This is a genomic window from Allopontixanthobacter confluentis, from assembly GCF_009827615.1.
In the GTDB taxonomy this organism is placed as follows: Bacteria; Pseudomonadota; Alphaproteobacteria; order Sphingomonadales; family Sphingomonadaceae; genus Allopontixanthobacter; species Allopontixanthobacter confluentis.
Map to the genome: position 1 here is coordinate 237,240 of NZ_WTYU01000002.1, position 17,653 is coordinate 254,892.

At 59.1% G+C, this 17,653-nt stretch carries 13 protein-coding genes; 7 read left to right on the plus strand and 6 right to left on the minus strand.

All coding sequences use genetic code 11. The annotated features are described in order from the left end of the window. Positions 1-59: 59 nt before the first annotated feature. Both GRI44_RS09425 and GRI44_RS09430 read right to left on the minus strand, forming a co-directional pair. Entirely contained in the window at positions 60-1,346 is a 1,287-nt protein-coding gene (locus GRI44_RS09425; protein WP_160602310.1) for an acyl-CoA dehydrogenase family protein, read from the minus strand. Continuing rightward, a complete protein-coding gene (locus GRI44_RS09430; protein ID WP_160601562.1) occupies positions 1,346-2,716 on the minus strand; it encodes a phosphotransferase in 1,371 nt (456 codons plus the stop codon). The genes GRI44_RS09425 and GRI44_RS09430 overlap by 1 nt, the downstream gene beginning before the upstream one ends. A gap of 132 nt (positions 2,717-2,848) precedes the next feature. Between GRI44_RS09430 and GRI44_RS09435 the strand changes: the two genes are divergently transcribed. Together GRI44_RS09435 and GRI44_RS09440 are read left to right on the plus strand one after the other, a co-directional pair. Next, a complete protein-coding gene (locus GRI44_RS09435) occupies positions 2,849-3,259 on the plus strand; it encodes a baeRF12 domain-containing protein (protein ID WP_160601563.1) in 411 nt (136 codons plus the stop codon). A 132-nt stretch (positions 3,260-3,391) separates the two neighbouring features. Continuing rightward, positions 3,392-4,417, plus strand: a complete 1,026-nt coding sequence (locus GRI44_RS09440) for a serine hydrolase (protein ID WP_160601564.1) — start codon at positions 3,392-3,394, stop codon at positions 4,415-4,417. 131 nt (positions 4,418-4,548) lie between these two features. Here the strand turns inward: GRI44_RS09440 and GRI44_RS09445 are convergent, their stop codons facing one another. Further along, the gene (locus GRI44_RS09445) at positions 4,549-4,821 is read right to left on the minus strand and encodes a hypothetical protein (RefSeq protein ID WP_160601565.1); all 273 of its coding nucleotides are present in this window, start codon (positions 4,819-4,821) and stop codon (positions 4,549-4,551) included. A gap of 248 nt (positions 4,822-5,069) precedes the next feature. Between GRI44_RS09445 and polA the strand changes: the two genes are divergently transcribed. The 3 genes from polA (at position 5,070) to GRI44_RS09460 (ending at position 10,371) form a co-directional block, all read left to right on the plus strand. Then, entirely contained in the window at positions 5,070-7,922 is a 2,853-nt protein-coding gene (gene polA / locus GRI44_RS09450; RefSeq protein ID WP_160601566.1) for a DNA polymerase I, read from the plus strand. Beyond that, positions 7,904-9,211: a CHASE3 domain-containing protein gene (locus GRI44_RS09455; RefSeq protein ID WP_160601567.1), complete on the plus strand. Its 1,308-nt coding sequence runs from the start codon at positions 7,904-7,906 to the stop codon at positions 9,209-9,211. The genes polA and GRI44_RS09455 overlap by 19 nt, the downstream gene beginning before the upstream one ends. Before the next feature lie 83 nt (positions 9,212-9,294). After that, positions 9,295-10,371: a mechanosensitive ion channel family protein gene (locus GRI44_RS09460; protein ID WP_160601568.1), complete on the plus strand. Its 1,077-nt coding sequence runs from the start codon at positions 9,295-9,297 to the stop codon at positions 10,369-10,371. Between the two features lie 12 nt (positions 10,372-10,383). On the opposite strand, the gene GRI44_RS09465 is transcribed toward GRI44_RS09460, so the two are convergent. Then, positions 10,384-12,690 (minus strand): CDC48 family AAA ATPase, encoded by a 2,307-nt coding sequence (locus GRI44_RS09465; RefSeq protein ID WP_160601569.1) that lies wholly within the window; start codon positions 12,688-12,690, stop codon positions 10,384-10,386. A 584-nt stretch (positions 12,691-13,274) separates the two neighbouring features. Between GRI44_RS09465 and GRI44_RS09470 the strand changes: the two genes are divergently transcribed. Beyond that, positions 13,275-13,997, plus strand: a complete 723-nt coding sequence (locus GRI44_RS09470; protein ID WP_160601570.1) for a CoA transferase subunit A — start codon at positions 13,275-13,277, stop codon at positions 13,995-13,997. Further along, positions 13,997-14,671, plus strand: a complete 675-nt coding sequence (locus GRI44_RS09475; protein ID WP_160601571.1) for a CoA transferase subunit B — start codon at positions 13,997-13,999, stop codon at positions 14,669-14,671. Before GRI44_RS09470 ends, GRI44_RS09475 begins: the two co-directional genes overlap by 1 nt. 78 nt (positions 14,672-14,749) lie before the next feature. On the opposite strand, the gene metK is transcribed toward GRI44_RS09475, so the two are convergent. Next, positions 14,750-15,967 (minus strand): methionine adenosyltransferase, encoded by a 1,218-nt coding sequence (gene metK, locus GRI44_RS09480; RefSeq protein ID WP_160601572.1) that lies wholly within the window; start codon positions 15,965-15,967, stop codon positions 14,750-14,752. A 62-nt stretch (positions 15,968-16,029) separates the two neighbouring features. Continuing rightward, positions 16,030-17,616 carry an apolipoprotein N-acyltransferase gene (gene lnt / locus GRI44_RS09485; protein ID WP_160601573.1) on the minus strand — a complete coding sequence of 529 codons (1,587 nt, stop codon included), beginning with the start codon at positions 17,614-17,616 and terminating at the stop codon, positions 16,030-16,032. Between the last annotated feature and the right edge of the window lie 37 nt (positions 17,617-17,653).

Consider the following 17,653-nt stretch of genomic DNA (forward strand, 5'->3'; position numbering starts at 1 on the left):
ATGCTGCCAATGCGTAAAGCCGGTCTTACCTGTGCCCGCCGCGCAGCCAAAGCCGGTTATCATCCATATTGACCTTTGCGCGGGCCAAGATAGCCGAACAGATAGGCGCCAACCTTGCGCATCTGGATTTCCTCTGCCCCTTCGGTAATCCGGTAACGGCGGTGGTGGCGATAGATATGTTCGAACGGCTTGTGCCGCGAATAGCCGATGCCGCCATGCACCTGCATCGCCCGGTCAGCGGCATCGCACACCAGCCGGTTGGCCCAGTAGTTGCACATGCTGACCTTGTCCGACAGCTGGCTTTCGATGTCCTTGTGCGGCATCCGGTCCATTTCCCATGCAGTCTTGTAAATCAGCATCCGCAGCATTTCGCACTGGGTCGCCAGTTCCACCAGCGGGAACTGGATGGCCTGATTACGCGCCAGTTCCTGCCCGAACGGCTTGCGCTGGCGGGCATATTTCACGCTTTCTTCCAGGCAATAGGTCGCCGCGCCCAACGATGATGCGGCCTGCCGGATGCGGTTTTGATGAACGAAGCTCTGCGCCAGAGCGAGGCCGCGCCCTTCCTCGCCCAGCATGGCATCATCAGGCACCCAGATATCGGTCAGGCTGAGGCGCGGATGGTCGGTGGGCATGTTGAAGGTCCACATCCATTCCTCGATCTTCAGCCCCTCTGTCGGGTTGGGGACCAGAAAACAGGTGATGCCCCGCGCATCGCCCGCATCGCCCGATGTGCGGGCAAATGTGGCGCAATGGGTGGCAACGTGCATCCCGGTAATCCACATCTTCTCGCCATTGATCAGCCAGCCATCGACCCCGTCCCGCGTCTCGCGCACGGCGGTGGTTTCCATATGGGTGGCATCAGACCCATGCTCTGCCTCGGTCAGGCCAAAGGCCACGCGCTTTTCCCGGGCAAAGCCGCCACGTATGAATTCCCGCTTCTGTGCTTCTGTTCCGAACGTGTCGAACATGGCCACGAACGGAAAATTGCCGACAATGGAATGTTCGTTCTGCAGATCATTATGCAGGCCAAGGCCCATCTGGGTGAAATGGTCGCGGATCACTGCCATCCACAAATTGGACCCGTCCTTCCCGCCATATTCCGCAGGCGCGGAAAACCGCCAGTGGCCTGCCGCATCGGCGCGGCGCGTGGCTTCTACCAGCAGGTCTTCCCATTCCTTGCGCGGCAGGCCGCCTGCCTCAAAATCGGTCCGCGCATATTCGCGGCGGTGATCGAAAAAGCGGATGTTGTCATCCTGCTGTTCCAGCGGTTTAATCTCCGTCTCAATAAAGGTGTCGAGCACCGACAGATATTCGACCAGATCCTGCGGCAGGGAAAAATCCATCATTGCTCTCCTTGTTCGGTAATGTCGCCCCACCGGGCGCGGGCCAGCGCCAATGCGGGATATTTGGGCATGTCGGCTGCCAGTTTGCCCAGCGCCATACGCCGCAAATTCGCCAGCAAGTGCGGAGTGGCGAGCGATTTTGCACCGGTCAGCAAATCCTGCGCCAGCGTGAAATCTTGCGCATGTGCGCCGCTATCTGCGCCGCTATCTGCCCCTCTGGCAATAATGCCCAGCGCATTGCGCGCCACGGCCAGTTGGAAACGGTCATGCCCGGTAACGCCATCCTTGATGGTTGCCAGCCATTCGGAAATGGCAGTGGCGATTTCGGCAGTGCTCGCTTCCCCGGAAATATTGTGCGGCATGGCTCGCGGCGGCGGCAGGGGCCTGTCCTGCTCTGCCTGCGGTGCGCTTTGTTCCAGCAGCATCAGCAGATCCAGTTCCTGTTCGGCTGTCCGCCGCGAAATAACCACCCGTTCCAGCGATCGGTCTTCTCCGCTGCGCCAGTATCGGGCCATGCCCAGACAGCCCAATGCCCACCAGCAGGTGCGGTAAACCAGCCAATAATGCACCCGCGTTCGGTCTACCGCGGCCCCTCCCGCAGCTTCATAGGCGGCAAACCAGTCTTCGAATAATCCCAGCCCCAGGGCAGGCCGGTCGATCCGGGCAAAGCGCCATACGGTCATGCAGGCATAGGCAATGTCTTCGTGGCGGTCGCCCAGATGCACCAGTTCCCAATCCAGCACGGCAGATAGCCGCCCATCATCCACCAGCAGATTGCCCAGCCGGAAATCGCCATGCAGCAGCACAGGTGCAATTTCGTCCGGAATATTGTCCGCCAGCCACGCAATCGCCAGCGCGATGATGGGACGGTCATTGCCGGCGTCCCGAAATTGCTCGCGCAATCCCGCCAATGCATCGGCATAGGACACATGGGGGACGCCGGCCGGTGCGCGGTCCACATCCAGCGCATGAATGACCGCCAACTCGCGCGCCGCATCGCGCAGCAGACTGTCCGCGTCCCGGCACGCAAGAATGCTTCGCGGATCAGCCGTGCCCGGCAGCGCCCGCATGATGAAGCCGGTGCCGATGCCATCTTCAGGTGCCAGCTGCGCGATAATTTCCGGCGCGGTCACGCCGCCTGCATGGGCCAGGCTGATGATTTGCGCTTCCACATCATGGCCATAGGCGCTGCGTTCCATCATTTCGGGCGAAGGCGCGCGCCGCAATACCAACTGCTCGTCGCCGCTGGCAAACAGCCAGCTTTCCATCATTGCCCCGCCAGTCAGCCGGGAAAGTCCATGTGGCGGCGGCCAGCCTTCGCGCGCAAGGGCGCGTTCCAGTCCCCGGGCAAGCGCTGTTGGGTCCATCATCTCTCCGTTCCAGACCGGAACGTTGCAGTTGGCGCCCCCCGCCGCAAGCCACATTTTAATCGGCGATCATTTGGTCAATCAGGGACCATATAGCGTGTTCGTTCGTTGGGCAGCCAACAGGAGAATAATTTCATGAAATTGCCCAACAACGCTTTTGTCGCCATTCTTGATGGTGAAACCTTTTTGCTGATGAAAAACACCAGCAGCAATGAAAGCGAACCAACGCTGGAAAAAGCCAGCAATCCCGATCTCGACCCCACCAATTTCAGCGCGGGCGTAAAACATCAGGACGATGGCGGCCAAAAAACGGGCAGCACCGATCTGAATGAACTGGCCCATGCTGCGGCGGCTGCGAACTGGTTGAATACCAAGGCTATTGCAGGCGCGTTTGACCATATTGCCATCATTGCCGATCCCAAATCGCTGGGCGAAATGCGCCGCCATTATCATGGCGAATTGAAAAGCCGCCTGGTTGGCGAAATCGACAAGACGCTGACTGGCGAATCGACGCAGAGGATCGAAGCGGCGATTGCCAAAGCCTAGTTTTTCGGAAATCCTGACGTAATCTTTTGTCTCTCGCGAGACACTTTTCGTCACTTTCTGCTTGTAAGCCTCCACAAGTTGGGCCGTTAAGGATATACAAACCTTAATTGCTTTACGTGTGGGGGCATGCAGATGAGATCACGACTATTTGGTTCGATCGGCGGCGCCATTGCGATGGCCCTGTCTCTTGGCGTTGCACCTTTGAGTGCTGCAAACGCGCAAACAAACAATTTTGAAGCGGCCTTTGACCGTTCTCTGGGCACCGAAACGCGCGCACCGCAAAGCTTCAAGGCCGTTTACGACAGCGGCCTGGAACAGCGTATCGCCCGGCTGGCAGTGGGCGACAAAGGGCGCATCGGTGTTGCCGCGGTGGACCTTACCACCGGCGCTGAACTGTCCGTGCTGGGCGATCAGCGCTTCCCCATGGCCAGCACCAGCAAGATTGCCATCGCCGCGACATTCCTTGAAGGGGTCGAGCAGGGCCGCTGGTCACTGAGCAGCGAATTTCCGCTGCTCGTCCCGGTGCGATCGGCGAAATATTCCACCCGCGTGGCGCCGGTCTCGAAAGGCCAGCACCTTGCCGCCAGCGAATTGATCGAATTGATGATCACCCGCAGCAGCAATTCGGCCACCGATGCGCTGCTGGCAGCGGTGGGCGGCCCCAAGGCAGTCAATGACTGGACCCGCCGTGCCGGCATCCGCGAATTCAGACTCGATCGGGACATTGCCACTTTGGTGCGCGATGATGGCGAGATTGATCCCGCCGCCCATATCGATCTGCGTGATAGTGCATCGCCCAAGGCCATGATCGACCTTTTGTCGGGCCTTTATCAGGGTAAATTCCTGAACAGTTCCAGCCGCCGGGTCATTCTGGGGGCAATGGAACGCTGCCGGACAGGCAAACGCCGTATTCCGGCGTTGCTGCCTGCGTCGGCGCAAGTGGCGCACAAGACCGGATCGCTCAACAACACATCCAGCGATATCGGGATTATCCAGACGCCTGATGGCCGCGCCATTGCCGTGGCGATTTATGTCACGGGCCAGGGTTCACGCCTTGCGCGGGAAGACCGGATCGCCCAGATCGCCCGCGCTGTCTATGACGGCTATGCAAGCGCACCGGGCCAGAACTGGACGAACGCCGAATATACGGGCGGTTAAGCTGCCGAGATCAGCGGCACCTGAATGATCTGATATGAAATGACTGGGCAAACGCATTGTCGGATTTACCCAAACAAAAAGGGCGGCGCCTTGCGGCACCGCCCTTAATTGTTTCGAACAAGGTTCGAAAATTAGTCAACCTGAGCTTCAGCTTCGGTTTCACCCTGAACAGCAGCTTCGGTTTCAGCAGCAGCTTCATCAGCGTCTGCAGCAACTTCGGTTGCAGCAGCGTCAACGTTTTCAGCAGCAGCATCTACGTTTTCAGCAGCAGCATCCATGTTCGCTTCAGCGTCAGCCATTGCGGAATCAGCAGTTACTTCTGCGGAATCCTGAGTGCCTTCCGAGCAAGCAGCCAGGGTCAGAGCGGCGCCGGCAACTGCGGCAGCAAGAACGAGTTTACGCATGTTTTAAAATCCTTAAACAGCGATTGAAAGTCGCATACCCCGTCGGGGAATACGTGAGGCCTTCCGAATGGCTGGCTTCTGATCCCCAAATAATGGCCACAATGTGTCCGCGCAAGTGATTTCGTCACAATTCGCCATTTTTCTGCCTTAATTTTGCCCGGATTGGCCAAATTCCGCCACATTTAATGACAGAAAAAGTCATACGATCTTGGCTGACCTTGCCGCTTTGCACTGCTAACAGCAGCTTTATGTCCGACAAAAAGCACCTCTATCTGGTCGATGGCTCCGCCTATATCTTCCGGGCCTATCACCGACTGCCGCCGCTGACGAACCCGGAAGGCACGCCGGTGGGCGCGGTTTATGGCTATACGACCATGCTGTGGAAACTGGCGGAAGACCTGGACAAGGCCAACGGGCCGACCCATCTGGCGGTCATTCTCGACAAGTCGAGCCATTCCTTCCGCAACGATATTTACCCGGAATACAAGGCCAACCGGCCGCCGCCGCCGGAAGATCTGCTGCCGCAATTTCCGCTGATCCGCGATGCGACCCGCGCTTTCAGCCTGCCCTGTATCGAGGAACAGGGCCTGGAAGCAGACGACCTTATCGCATCCTACGCCCGCGCAGCCACCGCCCGCGGCTGGGATGTCACCATCGTATCGTCGGACAAGGATCTGATGCAGCTGGTGGGTAGATGCGGCGAGACAGGTGGCTGTATCGACATGCTGGATACCATGAAAAACGCCCGCATCGGTATTCCCGAAGTGGAGGAGAAATTCGGTGTGCCGCCTGAAAAGGTTGGCGATGTCCTCGCGCTGATGGGCGATTCGGTGGACAATATTCCCGGCATTTACGGCGTCGGCCCCAAAACCGCGACCAAGCTTATTCAGGATTACGGCGATCTGGCAGGCGCGCTTGACGCTGCGGCAGGCATGAAGACGTCCAAGCTGAAAGAACGCCTGATCGAACAGCGCGAGATGGCGGAACTCAGCCGTGTCCTCGTCACGCTGAAGGAAGATTGCGACCTGCCCCTGCCGCTTGACGATTTCCTGCTCGACGGGGTGCCGCCTGAACCGCTGGCTGCATTTCTGGAAACGCATGGCTTTTCCAGCCTGCTGCGGCGGCTGGGCGCAGGTTCCGGCAGCCCGGACCGCCCCAACGATCTCAACCCGGCCAAGAAGGCAAACGTCGGAGCCAATGCCGCTGCCGGATCCAGCCAGCCCGTGCCCGACCAGCGCGTGCCCGAAATGCCTGCCATCGACCGCAGCGCTTATATTTGCGTGACTGACATGGCGACGCTGGAGCAATGGATAGAACGTGCCTTTGCCTTGCGCGAAGTGGCGGTGGACACAGAAACCAGCGCCCTGGACGCCATGCAGGCACAGCTGGTCGGCATCAGCCTGGGCCTGGGGCCGAATGATGCCTGTTATATCCCGCTGGCACATGGCGGGCATGATCTGCTGTCAGACAAGCCGCAGCAGATTGATCGCGCAGCGGCGCTGGCCGCATTGAAACCGCTGCTGGAAAGCGATGCTGTCATCAAGATTGGCCAGAACATCAAATATGATCTGAATGTCCTTGCCCGTTATGGCGTGGATATTGCGCCGGTTGATGACACGATGATCATCAGTTTCGATCTGGATGCAGGCCGCTCGCTCGATGGTATCGGCGGCGGGCACGGGATGGACGAATTGTCCGTCCGCCATCTTGGGCATACGCCGCTGACTTTCAAGGAAGTATGCGGCACGGGCAAGAAGGCCATCAGTTTTGGCGAAGTGCCGCTGGACCGGGCCACTCAATATGCGGCTGAAGATGCCGATGTGACATGGCGTTTGTATCAGCACCTCAAGCCGCGCCTGGTGACAGAAGGCGGCACACGTATCTACGAACGTGTCGATCGCCCGCTGATACCGGTGGTGGCCGGGATGGAGCGCGAAGGCATCAAGGTTGACCGGGCCAGCCTGGCCAAATTGTCAAAGGAATTTGCCGCCGAAATAGGCAGCCTGGAAAAACAGATACACACCATCGCCGATTGTGAATTCACCATCGGCAGCCCGAAACAGCTGGGCGATGTACTGTTTGAGAAAATGGGTTACAAAGGCGGGCGCAAGGGCAAGAGCGGCCAGTATTCCACCGATCAGGCCATGCTGGAAAAGCTGGATGAACAAGGCGCGCCCATCGCCACCAAAGTGCTGGAATGGCGGCAGCTTTCCAAGCTGAAATCCACCTATACCGATGCCTTGCAGGCAGCCATCAACCCGGCCACTGGCCGGGTCCATACCAGCTATTCTCTGGTGGGCGCGCAAACAGGCCGCTTGTCATCCACCGATCCCAATTTGCAGAATATCCCCATCCGCACTGCCCTGGGCCGCCAAATTCGCGAATCCTTCGTGGCAGAGCCGGGTAATGTCCTGCTGGCAGCCGATTACAGCCAAATCGAATTGCGGCTGGCAGCGCATATGGCCGATGTGCCTGCCTTGAAAGACGCATTTGCAGCCGGGCAGGATATCCATTCCCGCACGGCTGAAGAACTGTTCGGCACGGTGGACCGCGAAACGCGGGCGCAGGCAAAAACCATCAATTTTGCCATATTATACGGCATTTCGCGCTGGGGTCTTGCCGGCAGGCTGGGGGTGGAACCCGATCAGGCGCAGGCCATGATCGACACCTATTTCCAGCGCTTCCCCGGCATCCAGCGCTACATCGTGGCAACGCTGGAGACTGTGCGCGAAAAAGGCTATTCAGAAACGCTGTTCGGCCGGAAAACCTGGTTTCCGCGGATCAATTCGAAAAACCCCAACGAACGGCAGGGCAGCGAACGCGCGGCCATCAATGCGCCCATCCAGGGGACCAGCGCAGATATCATCAAACGCGCCATGGTGCGGATGCTGCCTGCCCTTCGCGAAGCAAGCCTTGGCCATGTCCGCATGCTGCTGCAAGTGCATGACGAACTGGTGTTCGAATTGCCGGAAGGTGACGTGGAGGCAGCAAAGCCGGTGATTGAAAGCGTCATGGCAAATGCAGCCCGGCCCGCCATAATTCTCGACGTTCCGCTGGGCATCGAAATAGGCAGCGGGCCAAGTTGGGGGGCGGCACACTGACTACATCATCCATAAACCCGCTTCGCCTGCTGGCGGGTGACCGGCCCCTGAAATGGACCAATTTCCTCATTCTCGGCCTTGTTTCGGCGGCGCTTCTGCTTGGGCTTATCTTTGTTTTTCGCACGATTGAGGCAGAACGAAGTGAACGGGCGCAGGTGCGTCAGACCAGCGAAATATTGCTGGAATTGCGCAATGTGACGCGGTCGGCGCTCAATGCCGAAACCGGCCAGCGCGGCTATCTGCTCACGCTTGACCGGCGTTATCTTGAACCGTTTGAAACGGGCAAGGCGCAATATGGCCCTGCCATGGTGCGGCTGAAAAATCTGGTGGGCGATGATGCCACGCCGCGGCAGGCCGAATTGCTGGATGAAATCGAGACCCTGCTGGAAGCCAAATTCGCCGAACTGGATGAAACGGTGGAACTGACGAAGCAGGGACAGCTGTTGGATGCCAAAACGCGGGTTCTGTCTGACGAAGGCCAGTTATTGATGAACCGGCTGCGGCGCGCCGCCCGCGAAATGGAGCAGATAGAAAACCGGATCCTGACCACGGCTGCCAATGACACAGCCCGCGCAGAAGCGCAGGTTCTGCCCTTGCTGACAGGGGTGATGCTGCTGCTGATAATCGCTCTTGTAATCGGTTACCGGCTGGCGGTGCGTGCGGCGCAAGCCGAAGTGAAAGCGCAGCAGGCAGTGGAGCTTGGTGAAGCACGGGACCGTGCCGATCTGCTGGCCAAGGAACTGAACCACCGGGTCAAGAACCTGTTCGCCGTCATTCTGGCCATCGTCCGGATGAGCGCGCGTGACAACCCCGAAGCCAAACCGGTGGTCGAACGCATCGCAGAACGTATTCACGCCTTGCTGACCGCGCATGAAGTGACCCAAGGCACATTGGACAAGCCGGTTGCGTCGCTTGGCAAACTGATCGAGACGACACTGGCGCCTTACCGGTCATCCAAGATGCGCGCTGATCTTGATGGGCCGGACATCATGCTGCCAGCCCGGCAGGTTACCCCTCTGGGGCTGGTGCTGCATGAACTTACCACAAATGCGGTCAAATATGGTGCGTGGTGCAGCGAAGGCTTGCTGACAGTGAAATGGCACCATGATGGTGAAAACATTGTCATCGACTGGCATGAAGCCTGTCTGGTGGAAGATCAGACACCGCAGCGCAAAGGGTTCGGCAGCATGCTGATGGTGAGCGCGTCGCGCCAGCTACGCGGCAATATCGATCGCCAGTTTTCTGCAGATGGCGTGAACGTGAAAATCGATTTCCCGCTGGAGCAATAAGGGGCCAGCGTTAAAGGCCAGCGTTCAGGGCTAGCACTCAAGCCAGCCTTGCCAGTCGGCATGGCAAGCAATAGTGCCGCCGCATGATTGACAGATATTTCCCCAAAAACACCGAAATCGCGTGGACAGAACTGGCAATTTCGGCTGCCGAACTGGCGGTAACGGTCATCGCAGCCCTGATCCTGCACCGTGTGCTATTTGCCATATTCAGCCGGCTTTCCAGCATGTCATCAACGCCAGTAGACGGCATGGTCTATGACAGATTATTGCGCCCCGCCCGCTGGTCCTTTGTCGCTATCGGTATTTCGCTGCTGGCAAAGGCCAACCCCTATGTCGCCGATATCTGGAATGTAGCGGCCAGTTTTGTCGTGCCTGCGCTGATGGGCTGGATGACGCTGTCGATCCTGCGCGCTTTTGCCCAGGCGCTGGAATATCAGACCGAATCATCTGAAGACCCGGTTGCAGCGCGCAGCCGCAGAACCCGCATTTCCATTCTGTCCCGCGCCGCCACCTTTGCCATCGTTCTGGTAACTGTGGGCCTGATGCTGCTGGCCATTCCCGGCGTGCGCGACGTGGGCGTGACGCTGATGGCATCGGCGGGCCTTGCCGCATTGGCAGTGGGTGCGGCCGCGCAGCCCGCGCTCAAATCCCTGATCGCCGGGATGCAGATGGCCATTACCGAACCCTTGCGGCTGGGCGATCTGGTGGTGGTGGAAGGCCATACCGGGCGGGTGGAAGAAATCCGCATGAGTTTTGTCATCGTCCGCACCTGGGATGAGCGCGCGATTGTGGTGCCGACCGCGGCGTTTCTGGACCATAGTTTCGAAAACTGGTCGCGGCAGAGCGAAATGCTGACCGGCCCGGTATTCCTGCATCTGGATCCTGCCACTGACATCGGGCCCGTGCGTGCAGAATTCGAACGGTTCGTGGCAACGCATGATTTATGGGACCAGCGCACCGCTGCGATGGTGATGACCGAAGCGCATCCTGAAAGCGTGGAACTGCGCCTTGCCATGAGTTCGCACACGATTGGCGATCTGTTTGCGCTGCGCTGTGCAGTGCGCGAACATATGATTGGATGGCTGCGGACAGAAATGCCCGGCGCGCTCATCCGTCACCGGCTGGAAGTGCAGGCAGCGAATGAGCGCGCAGTGATGTAATCTGCTAGTTCGTCACGTGTGCTTCTTGGTACGGGTGGACTCGATCATCCCTTCATAGACAAAGCCGATCGGGTTCACTTCTGCAGCGCGTTTCTTGAGTTCGCCCTGCATGGATTTATATTCCTCTTCCATCTTGGCCGTAACGGTGGCGCGCGAATCTTCCAGTGCCTCGGCAAAATCAGCCGCGGTCACTTCCTTCACATCGCCCCCTGCGCGGCGCAGCGCGTTGAGACCGGCACGGCGAACCACATCTTCGAGGTCCGCGCCGGTAAACCGTTCGGTCTTGGCTGCAACGTCATCCAGTTTCACATCATCTGCCAACGGCATATTGCGGGCATGAATCCCCAGGATATGCTCGCGCCCTGCCTGATCCGGCGTGCCGACATAAATCAGTTCATCGAACCTTCCCGGACGAAGCAAGGCGGGATCAACCAGATTGGGCCGGTTGGTCGCGCCGATGACCACGACGGACTGTAATTCCTCCAGCCCGTCCATCTCGGCCAGGATCGTATTGACCACGCGCCCGGTGACTTGCGGCTCGCCCTGTCCGGACCCGCGCGCAGGCACCAGGCTGTCAATCTCGTCGATGAAGATGACGCACGGCGCAACCGACCGCGCACGGGCAAACATCCGGGCAATCTGCTGTTCGCTTTCGCCATACCATTTGGACAGAAGATCGGAGCTTTTCATGGAAATGAAATTGGCTTCCGCTTCCTTGGCCACCGCTTTTGCCAGCAAGGTCTTGCCGGTTCCGGGCGGGCCGTAAAGGAGGAAACCCTTGGCCGGACGGATACCCAGCCGGCGGAAGGCTTCTTCGTTTTTCAACGGCAATTCGATGCCTTCGCGCAGCTTTCTGACCGATTCGTCCACGCCGCCAATATCTTCCCAGCCCACCGTGGGTGTCTGCACCATCACTTCGCGCATGGCCGATGGCTTCACGCGCTTCAGCGCCGACAGGAAATCTTCGCGGGTAACGCTCAGTTCTTCCAACACTTCTGGCGGAACGGTGCGTTCATCAAGATCAATCTTGTGCATGATGCCGCGCACCGCATCAATCGCCGCTTCCCGGGCCAGCGCAGCAATATCCGCGCCGACAAAACCATGCGTCACACGCGCCAGTTCTGCCAGATCAACCTTGTCGCCCAGCGGCATGCCGCGCGTATGGATCGCCAGAATTTCGCGGCGGCCTTTTACATCAGGCACGCCGATCACGATCTCGCGGTCGAACCTGCCCGGCCGGCGCAGGGCTTCGTCAATCGCATCAGGCCGGTTGGTGGCAGCAATCACCACCAGATTGGCGCGAGCTTCCAGGCCATCCATCAAGGTCAGCAGCTGCGCCACCAGCCGCTTTTCAGCCTCGCCCGGAACTTGCGTGCGTTTGGGCGCGATGGAATCGATTTCATCAATGAAGATGATCGAAGGGGCAACGCGGGTGGCTTCTTCAAACACCTCGCGCAGCTTCTTTTCGCTTTCGCCATAACCCGACCCCATGATTTCGGGACCATTAATGGTGAAAAACTCTGCATCGCTTTCATTGGCGACTGCCTGCGCCAGACGCGTCTTGCCGGTGCCCGGCGGGCCATGCAGCAAAACGCCCTTGGGCGGATCAACGCCCAGCCGCGTGAACAATTCAGGGTAACGCAGCGGCAGTTCGACCATTTCGCGCAGCTGCTCGATTGTTTCGCCCATGCCGCCAACATCGTCATAATTGACCACGGCGCGGCCATCGCGCGGCTCTTCAAACTCGGCGCGCAATTCGACTTCGGTGTTTTCGTCGATATGAACAATGCCCTTGGGCGCAGTGGACACCACTGTCAGGCGGATTTGCGTCAGCGCATAGGCAGGGGTGTTGAACATGCGCTGCACTTCAGCCGGCATGTTCTGCACGGGCTGCTGCCCGGTTGTGGCCACCAGATCGCCAGCGACCACCGGTTTGCCAAAGAAGTTGCGCTTCAGCGCCTGCGTCGGGCCCTGCAAGCGCATTTCGCGCTGCGCCGGTGCAAAAACCACGCGCGTGGCAGGGCGCGACTGCGCCACCGTGATCGTCACGTGCTCGCCCGAGCCGACTTCGGCATTGCCGCGCTGAAGCCCGTCGAGCCGGACAATCTCCAGCGACTGGTCTTCATCATAGGCCGACATCGCAATGGCCGGGGTGCTGCGCTTTCCCGAAATTTCGACAACATCGCCTTCGGTAATGCCCAGCGCCTGGAATGCCGAACGGGGCAGACGCGCGATGCCCTGACCGCTTTCTTCCTGCCGGGCTGCGGCAACCTGTAACCGGACTTGCTTGAGTTCTACTGCCGCTTCAGCATCAGCCATGTGCTGCTTGCTCCTGAGATTATGAGATCATTGAAGCCCATAGCTAGGAAGCCTGCGGCCATGATGCAAATGGGCAGGGAGGCAATCGCCGCCAAACCGGCGGACTGGCGCAAGCAAACGCAGCCGGAAAATCCCCTGAAACCAGACAGAAAAAAGGCCCGGTCGTTACCGACCGGGCCTGGAAAGTTTTGGGAGAGGATGCCTAAAAGGCACGGCTGATATGAGGGTGGCGTGAAAATTGTGCAAGTGCGAAAAACTCATCGTGAGTTGCGTATTATGCAACACGCTAAATAAAATGTTTATTTGCATTGGTTTAGTGAAGGCAGTGTTGCCCGCGCGTTCAGATATTCGCCGGTGCAGCAGAAATTTTTGTGCATTGCATCATTATTAGAGGCTGCCCGGTATGTGGAACAGTGCGAATCGAGTCCGCCGATTTTAAAGGCGCGCTGGCAAAGCGCCCAGTCCTGTATCGCTGATCGCATCAGATCCATGAAAATTATCTGGTGGCTGCTGTTTGGCGCCGCCACACAGGGTGACACGCCGCCATTGCCGCAGTAAGGATTTGGCGCCTTTCAGGAGATATCATGAACAAGATTTACCCCGATGCGAAATCTGCACTCGACGGCGTGCTGCGCGATGGCCTGCTGGTCGCTTCTGGCGGGTTCGGCCTGTGCGGAATTCCCGAACGCCTGCTCGACGCCATCCGCGACAGCGGTGTAACCGGCCTTACTTTCGCCAGCAATAATGCCGGGATCGACAATGAAGGTATCGGCAAGCTGTTGCGCACCAAACAGGTGAAGAAAATGATTTCGTCCTATGTCGGTGAAAACAAGGAATTCGAACGCCAGTTCCTGTCTGGTGAGTTGGAAGTGGAATTCTGCCCGCAGGGGACATTGGCCGAACGCATGCGCGCAGGCGGCGCGGGCATTCCCGGTTTTTACACCAAGACCGGGGTCGGCACGCAGGTCGCCGAAGGCAAGGAAGTGAAGAATTTTCACGGCGAGGAATATATACTGGAGGAAGGCATTTTTGCTGATCTGGCCATCGTAAAGGCATGGAAAGCGGACGAAACCGGCAATCTGGTGCTCCGCAAGACCGCCCGCAATTTCAACCTGCCCGCTGCCACCTGCGGCAAGATATGCGTGGTCGAAGTGGAAGAGATTGTGCCGGTTGGCAGCCTCGATCCTGACTGTATCCACTTGCCTGGCGTCTATGTGCAGCGCCTGGTTGTGGGCGCGCCCTATGACAAGAAAATCGAATTTCGCACCGTGACAGAGCGTGACCATACCGATGGAGGGAATGCGTGATGACGCAGGCAACAGGAACCCAGCAGCATGCCCAGCAACATGGCTGGACCCGGGACCAGATGGCAGCCCGCGCCGCACGCGAGTTGGAAGACGGGTTCTACGTAAACCTGGGTATTGGCATCCCGACGCTGGTGGCCAACCATATCCCCGATGACATCCACGTTACGCTGCAATCGGAAAATGGCATGTTGGGCATCGGGCCTTTCCCCTTTGACGAAGATGTCGATGCCGATCTGATCAATGCTGGCAAACAGACCATCAGCGAACTGCCCAACAGCGCCTATTTCGACAGCGCGGCCAGCTTCGCCATGATCCGTGGCGGCCATATCGACCTGACCGTGCTTGGCGCGATGGAGGTGAGCGAAGATGGCGATATTGCCAACTGGATGATTCCCGGCAAGATGATCAAGGGCATGGGCGGCGCGATGGATCTGGTCGCGGGCGTCAAGAAAATCATCGTGGTGATGGACCATTGCGCCAAGGACGGCAGCCCCAAATTCATCCCGCAATGTACTTTGCCCCTGACAGGCCGCAATGTGGTGGACATGATCGTGAGCGACCTGGCCGTGCTGCAACGCCCTGATCATTCCAGCCCCTTCCGGCTGGTTGAGCTGGCACCGGGCGTGACGGCGGACGAACTGGCGGCAAAAACCACGGCCAACTACGTCAGCTGAACTGGCGGCACTGCAAAATAAAAAGGGCCCGCCAGATGGCGGGCCCTTGTCGTTTGGGTTGATGGAAATGCTGGCGGATCAGCGGCCCATCGCAGCTTTCAGATCATCGACCAGATTGGTCTTTTCCCAAGGGAAATAATCGCCCTGCGCGATACGTCCGAAATGGCCGTATGCCGCGCTCTTGCGATAGATCGGCTTGTTCAGGCCCAGATGCGTGCGGATGCCGCGCGGGGTCAGGCCGCCCAATGCCTCGATCGAACGGATGGCATCTTCCAGCGCTTCGTCGGTCACGCCTTCTGCCGCTGTGCCATGGGTATCGACATAAAGCGAAAGGGGTTCGCTGACGCCGATGGCATAGGCCAGCTGGATGGTGCAGCGTTTGGCCAGGCCGGCAGCGACGATATTCTTGGCCAGATAGCGCGTGATATAGGCTGCCGAACGGTCAACCTTCGTCGGATCCTTGCCCGAAAATGCACCGCCGCCATGGGGTGCCGCGCCGCCATATGTATCGACGATAATCTTGCGTCCGGTCAGGCCGGCATCCCCGTCAGGGCCGCCAATTTCGAACGCCCCGGTCGGGTTGATGTGATAGACAGTTTCGTCAGACAGAAGCTCTGCGGGCAACACATCAGCCACCACGCCTTTAACATATGCCTTCAGCTCGGCTTCCTTGTCGCCTTCGTGATAGCCCCTGGCATGCTGGGTCGAGACGACGATGGCGGTGGCCGCAGCCGGTTTGCCATCCACGAAACGCAGCGTCACCTGGCTCTTGGCATCAGGTTCGAGGAATGGCGCAGCGCCCGATTTGCGGTCTGCGGCCATACGTTCCAGAATCTTGTGACTGTAATCCAGCGTGGCGGGCATCAGATCAGGCGTTTCGTCACACGCGAAACCGAACATGATGCCCTGATCGCCTGCGCCTTCATCCTTATTGCCCGTGGCATCAACGCCCTGGGCAATTTCAGACGACTGCCCGTGCAGATTATTTTCGAAAGTCAGCGTTTCCCAGTGGAAACCTTCCTGTTCATAGCCGATGTCGCGGACCGTCTTGCGGACCACAGCTTCGATTTCCGCCAAGGCGCCATCGGCCCATTTTCCGTCTTCATAAATGCCCTTGCAGCGAATTTCGCCAGCCAGAACCACGCGCTGCGTGGTTGTCATGGTTTCACAGGCCACGCGGGCTTCTGCGTCCTTGGACAGGAAAAGATCGACGATGGCGTCTGAAATCTGGTCGGAAACTTTGTCCGGATGGCCTTCAGAGACACTTTCGGAAGTGAACAGGTAATTGTTGCGCATGGAACCTCAGCTCGAAAGAATTAGCCAGATATAAAGAATTCTTTATGTCTTCTTGCCGCTTACTAGCGGCGTCTCAATCGCGTGGCAACCGGCGATGCAGCAAGAGCCGCAACAAGTGCCAGAAAAGCCCAACCCAACGCCAGCGCATTGCCCGTTCTGGCAAACAGGGTGGGCGGCTTTGCTGGCGGAACCAGCCCGTCAATCCGGTCTGCCCGGTGGCGGGCGATATATGATCGCACCACTCCGTTGGCGTCGATGACCGCGCTGATGCCGGTTGTGGTTGACCGCAGGACCGGCAGCCCTTCCTCGATCGCCCGCATCCGCGCCTGACCCAGATGCTGGGGCGGACCCCAACTGCCAAACCAGCCATCATTGGACGGATTGAAAATGTAATCGGGCCGGTTGCGGGGGTCCACCACTTGTCCGGAAAAGACGATTTCGTAGCAAATCTGCATACCTGCCTGGCCAAGCGGCCCCAGATCAAGCGTGCGCGGCCCCGGTCCGGGCAGGAAATCTATCGTGCCTGCCACCAGACGGGATGCCCCAAGGGGTTCCAGCAGCCAGCGCAGCGCCAGATATTCCCCGTAAGGCACCAGGTGGGCCTTGCTGTAACTGCCCGCGATCTGGCCCGCTGAATCCAGCGCCGTGATGGTGTTATACGCGCCGACCGCACGCCCGTTCTCAATCGCCAGATCAGTCGCGCCGGTCAGCAGAAGGCTGCCTGCGCCAATGGCGCGGCCAATCCGGAATCTGGCAAAGCGCGGATCGCCGCCCGCGGTCGCACTGTCGTAATAACGCTGCGGATACCCGTCGCGCAGATAATCCGGCACGCCTGATTCGGGCCACAGCACCAGCCTGTTTGCAACTGGATGGCGCGGCATCGAAAGCGCGGCAAGCCGCAGGAACTGGTCTTCATATCTGGACGGATCGGCCAGTTCTTCCTGCCGCAAATCCGGCTGGACCAACGTGAAATTCAGTGTGCCCTGCGCTGCAGGCGGTGCGGGCCAGACCATTCCTGCGGTGACCAGCCCTGCCAATAGCAACGCCGCAATCCCGCGCCGCTGCTGCACCAGAAAGACAAACCCTGCGCCCAGCACGATAGCGAGGCCGGACAAGGCATAGGTGCCCATCCACGGCAGCAACACAGCGATGCCGGGCCGGTCCCACGCGCCGAGCAGGGCAAGGCCAATCGGATCCCAGGCATAGCCTGTGAAAACCCAGCTTCGCAGCCATTCGGCAACAATCCAGCAACCGGCAAAGCCGATCCCGCCGGCCAGAAAGGTCGTTCGCCGAGCCACATGATAGCCTGCTGCACAGGCCATGGCCGGGTAAATGGCCAGATAGAGGGAGACCAGGGGGACTGCGAGCCAACCCAGCACCGGCGGCATTTCCGCCTGATAGGTAAATGCGGTCGCAATCCAGTTATTGGCGAGGGTGAAATGCGCCACCCCGAAAAACCACCCGGTCCACGCCGCCGCGCGCATGGTTGGCGCGGTGCGGATCAGCCATACCAACCCGCCCAACGCCAGCAGCGTAACGGGCCACAGGCCAAGCGGCGGAAAGCCGGTGGCCGCAGCAAGACCAAGCACGATAGCCGCGAGGCGCGGGCGTGCCTTGATCCCTTGGGCGAAGCCGGAAAAACGCTCCATCAGCGAAGCCCGCTTTCAGCCCAAGGGCGCTGTGTCT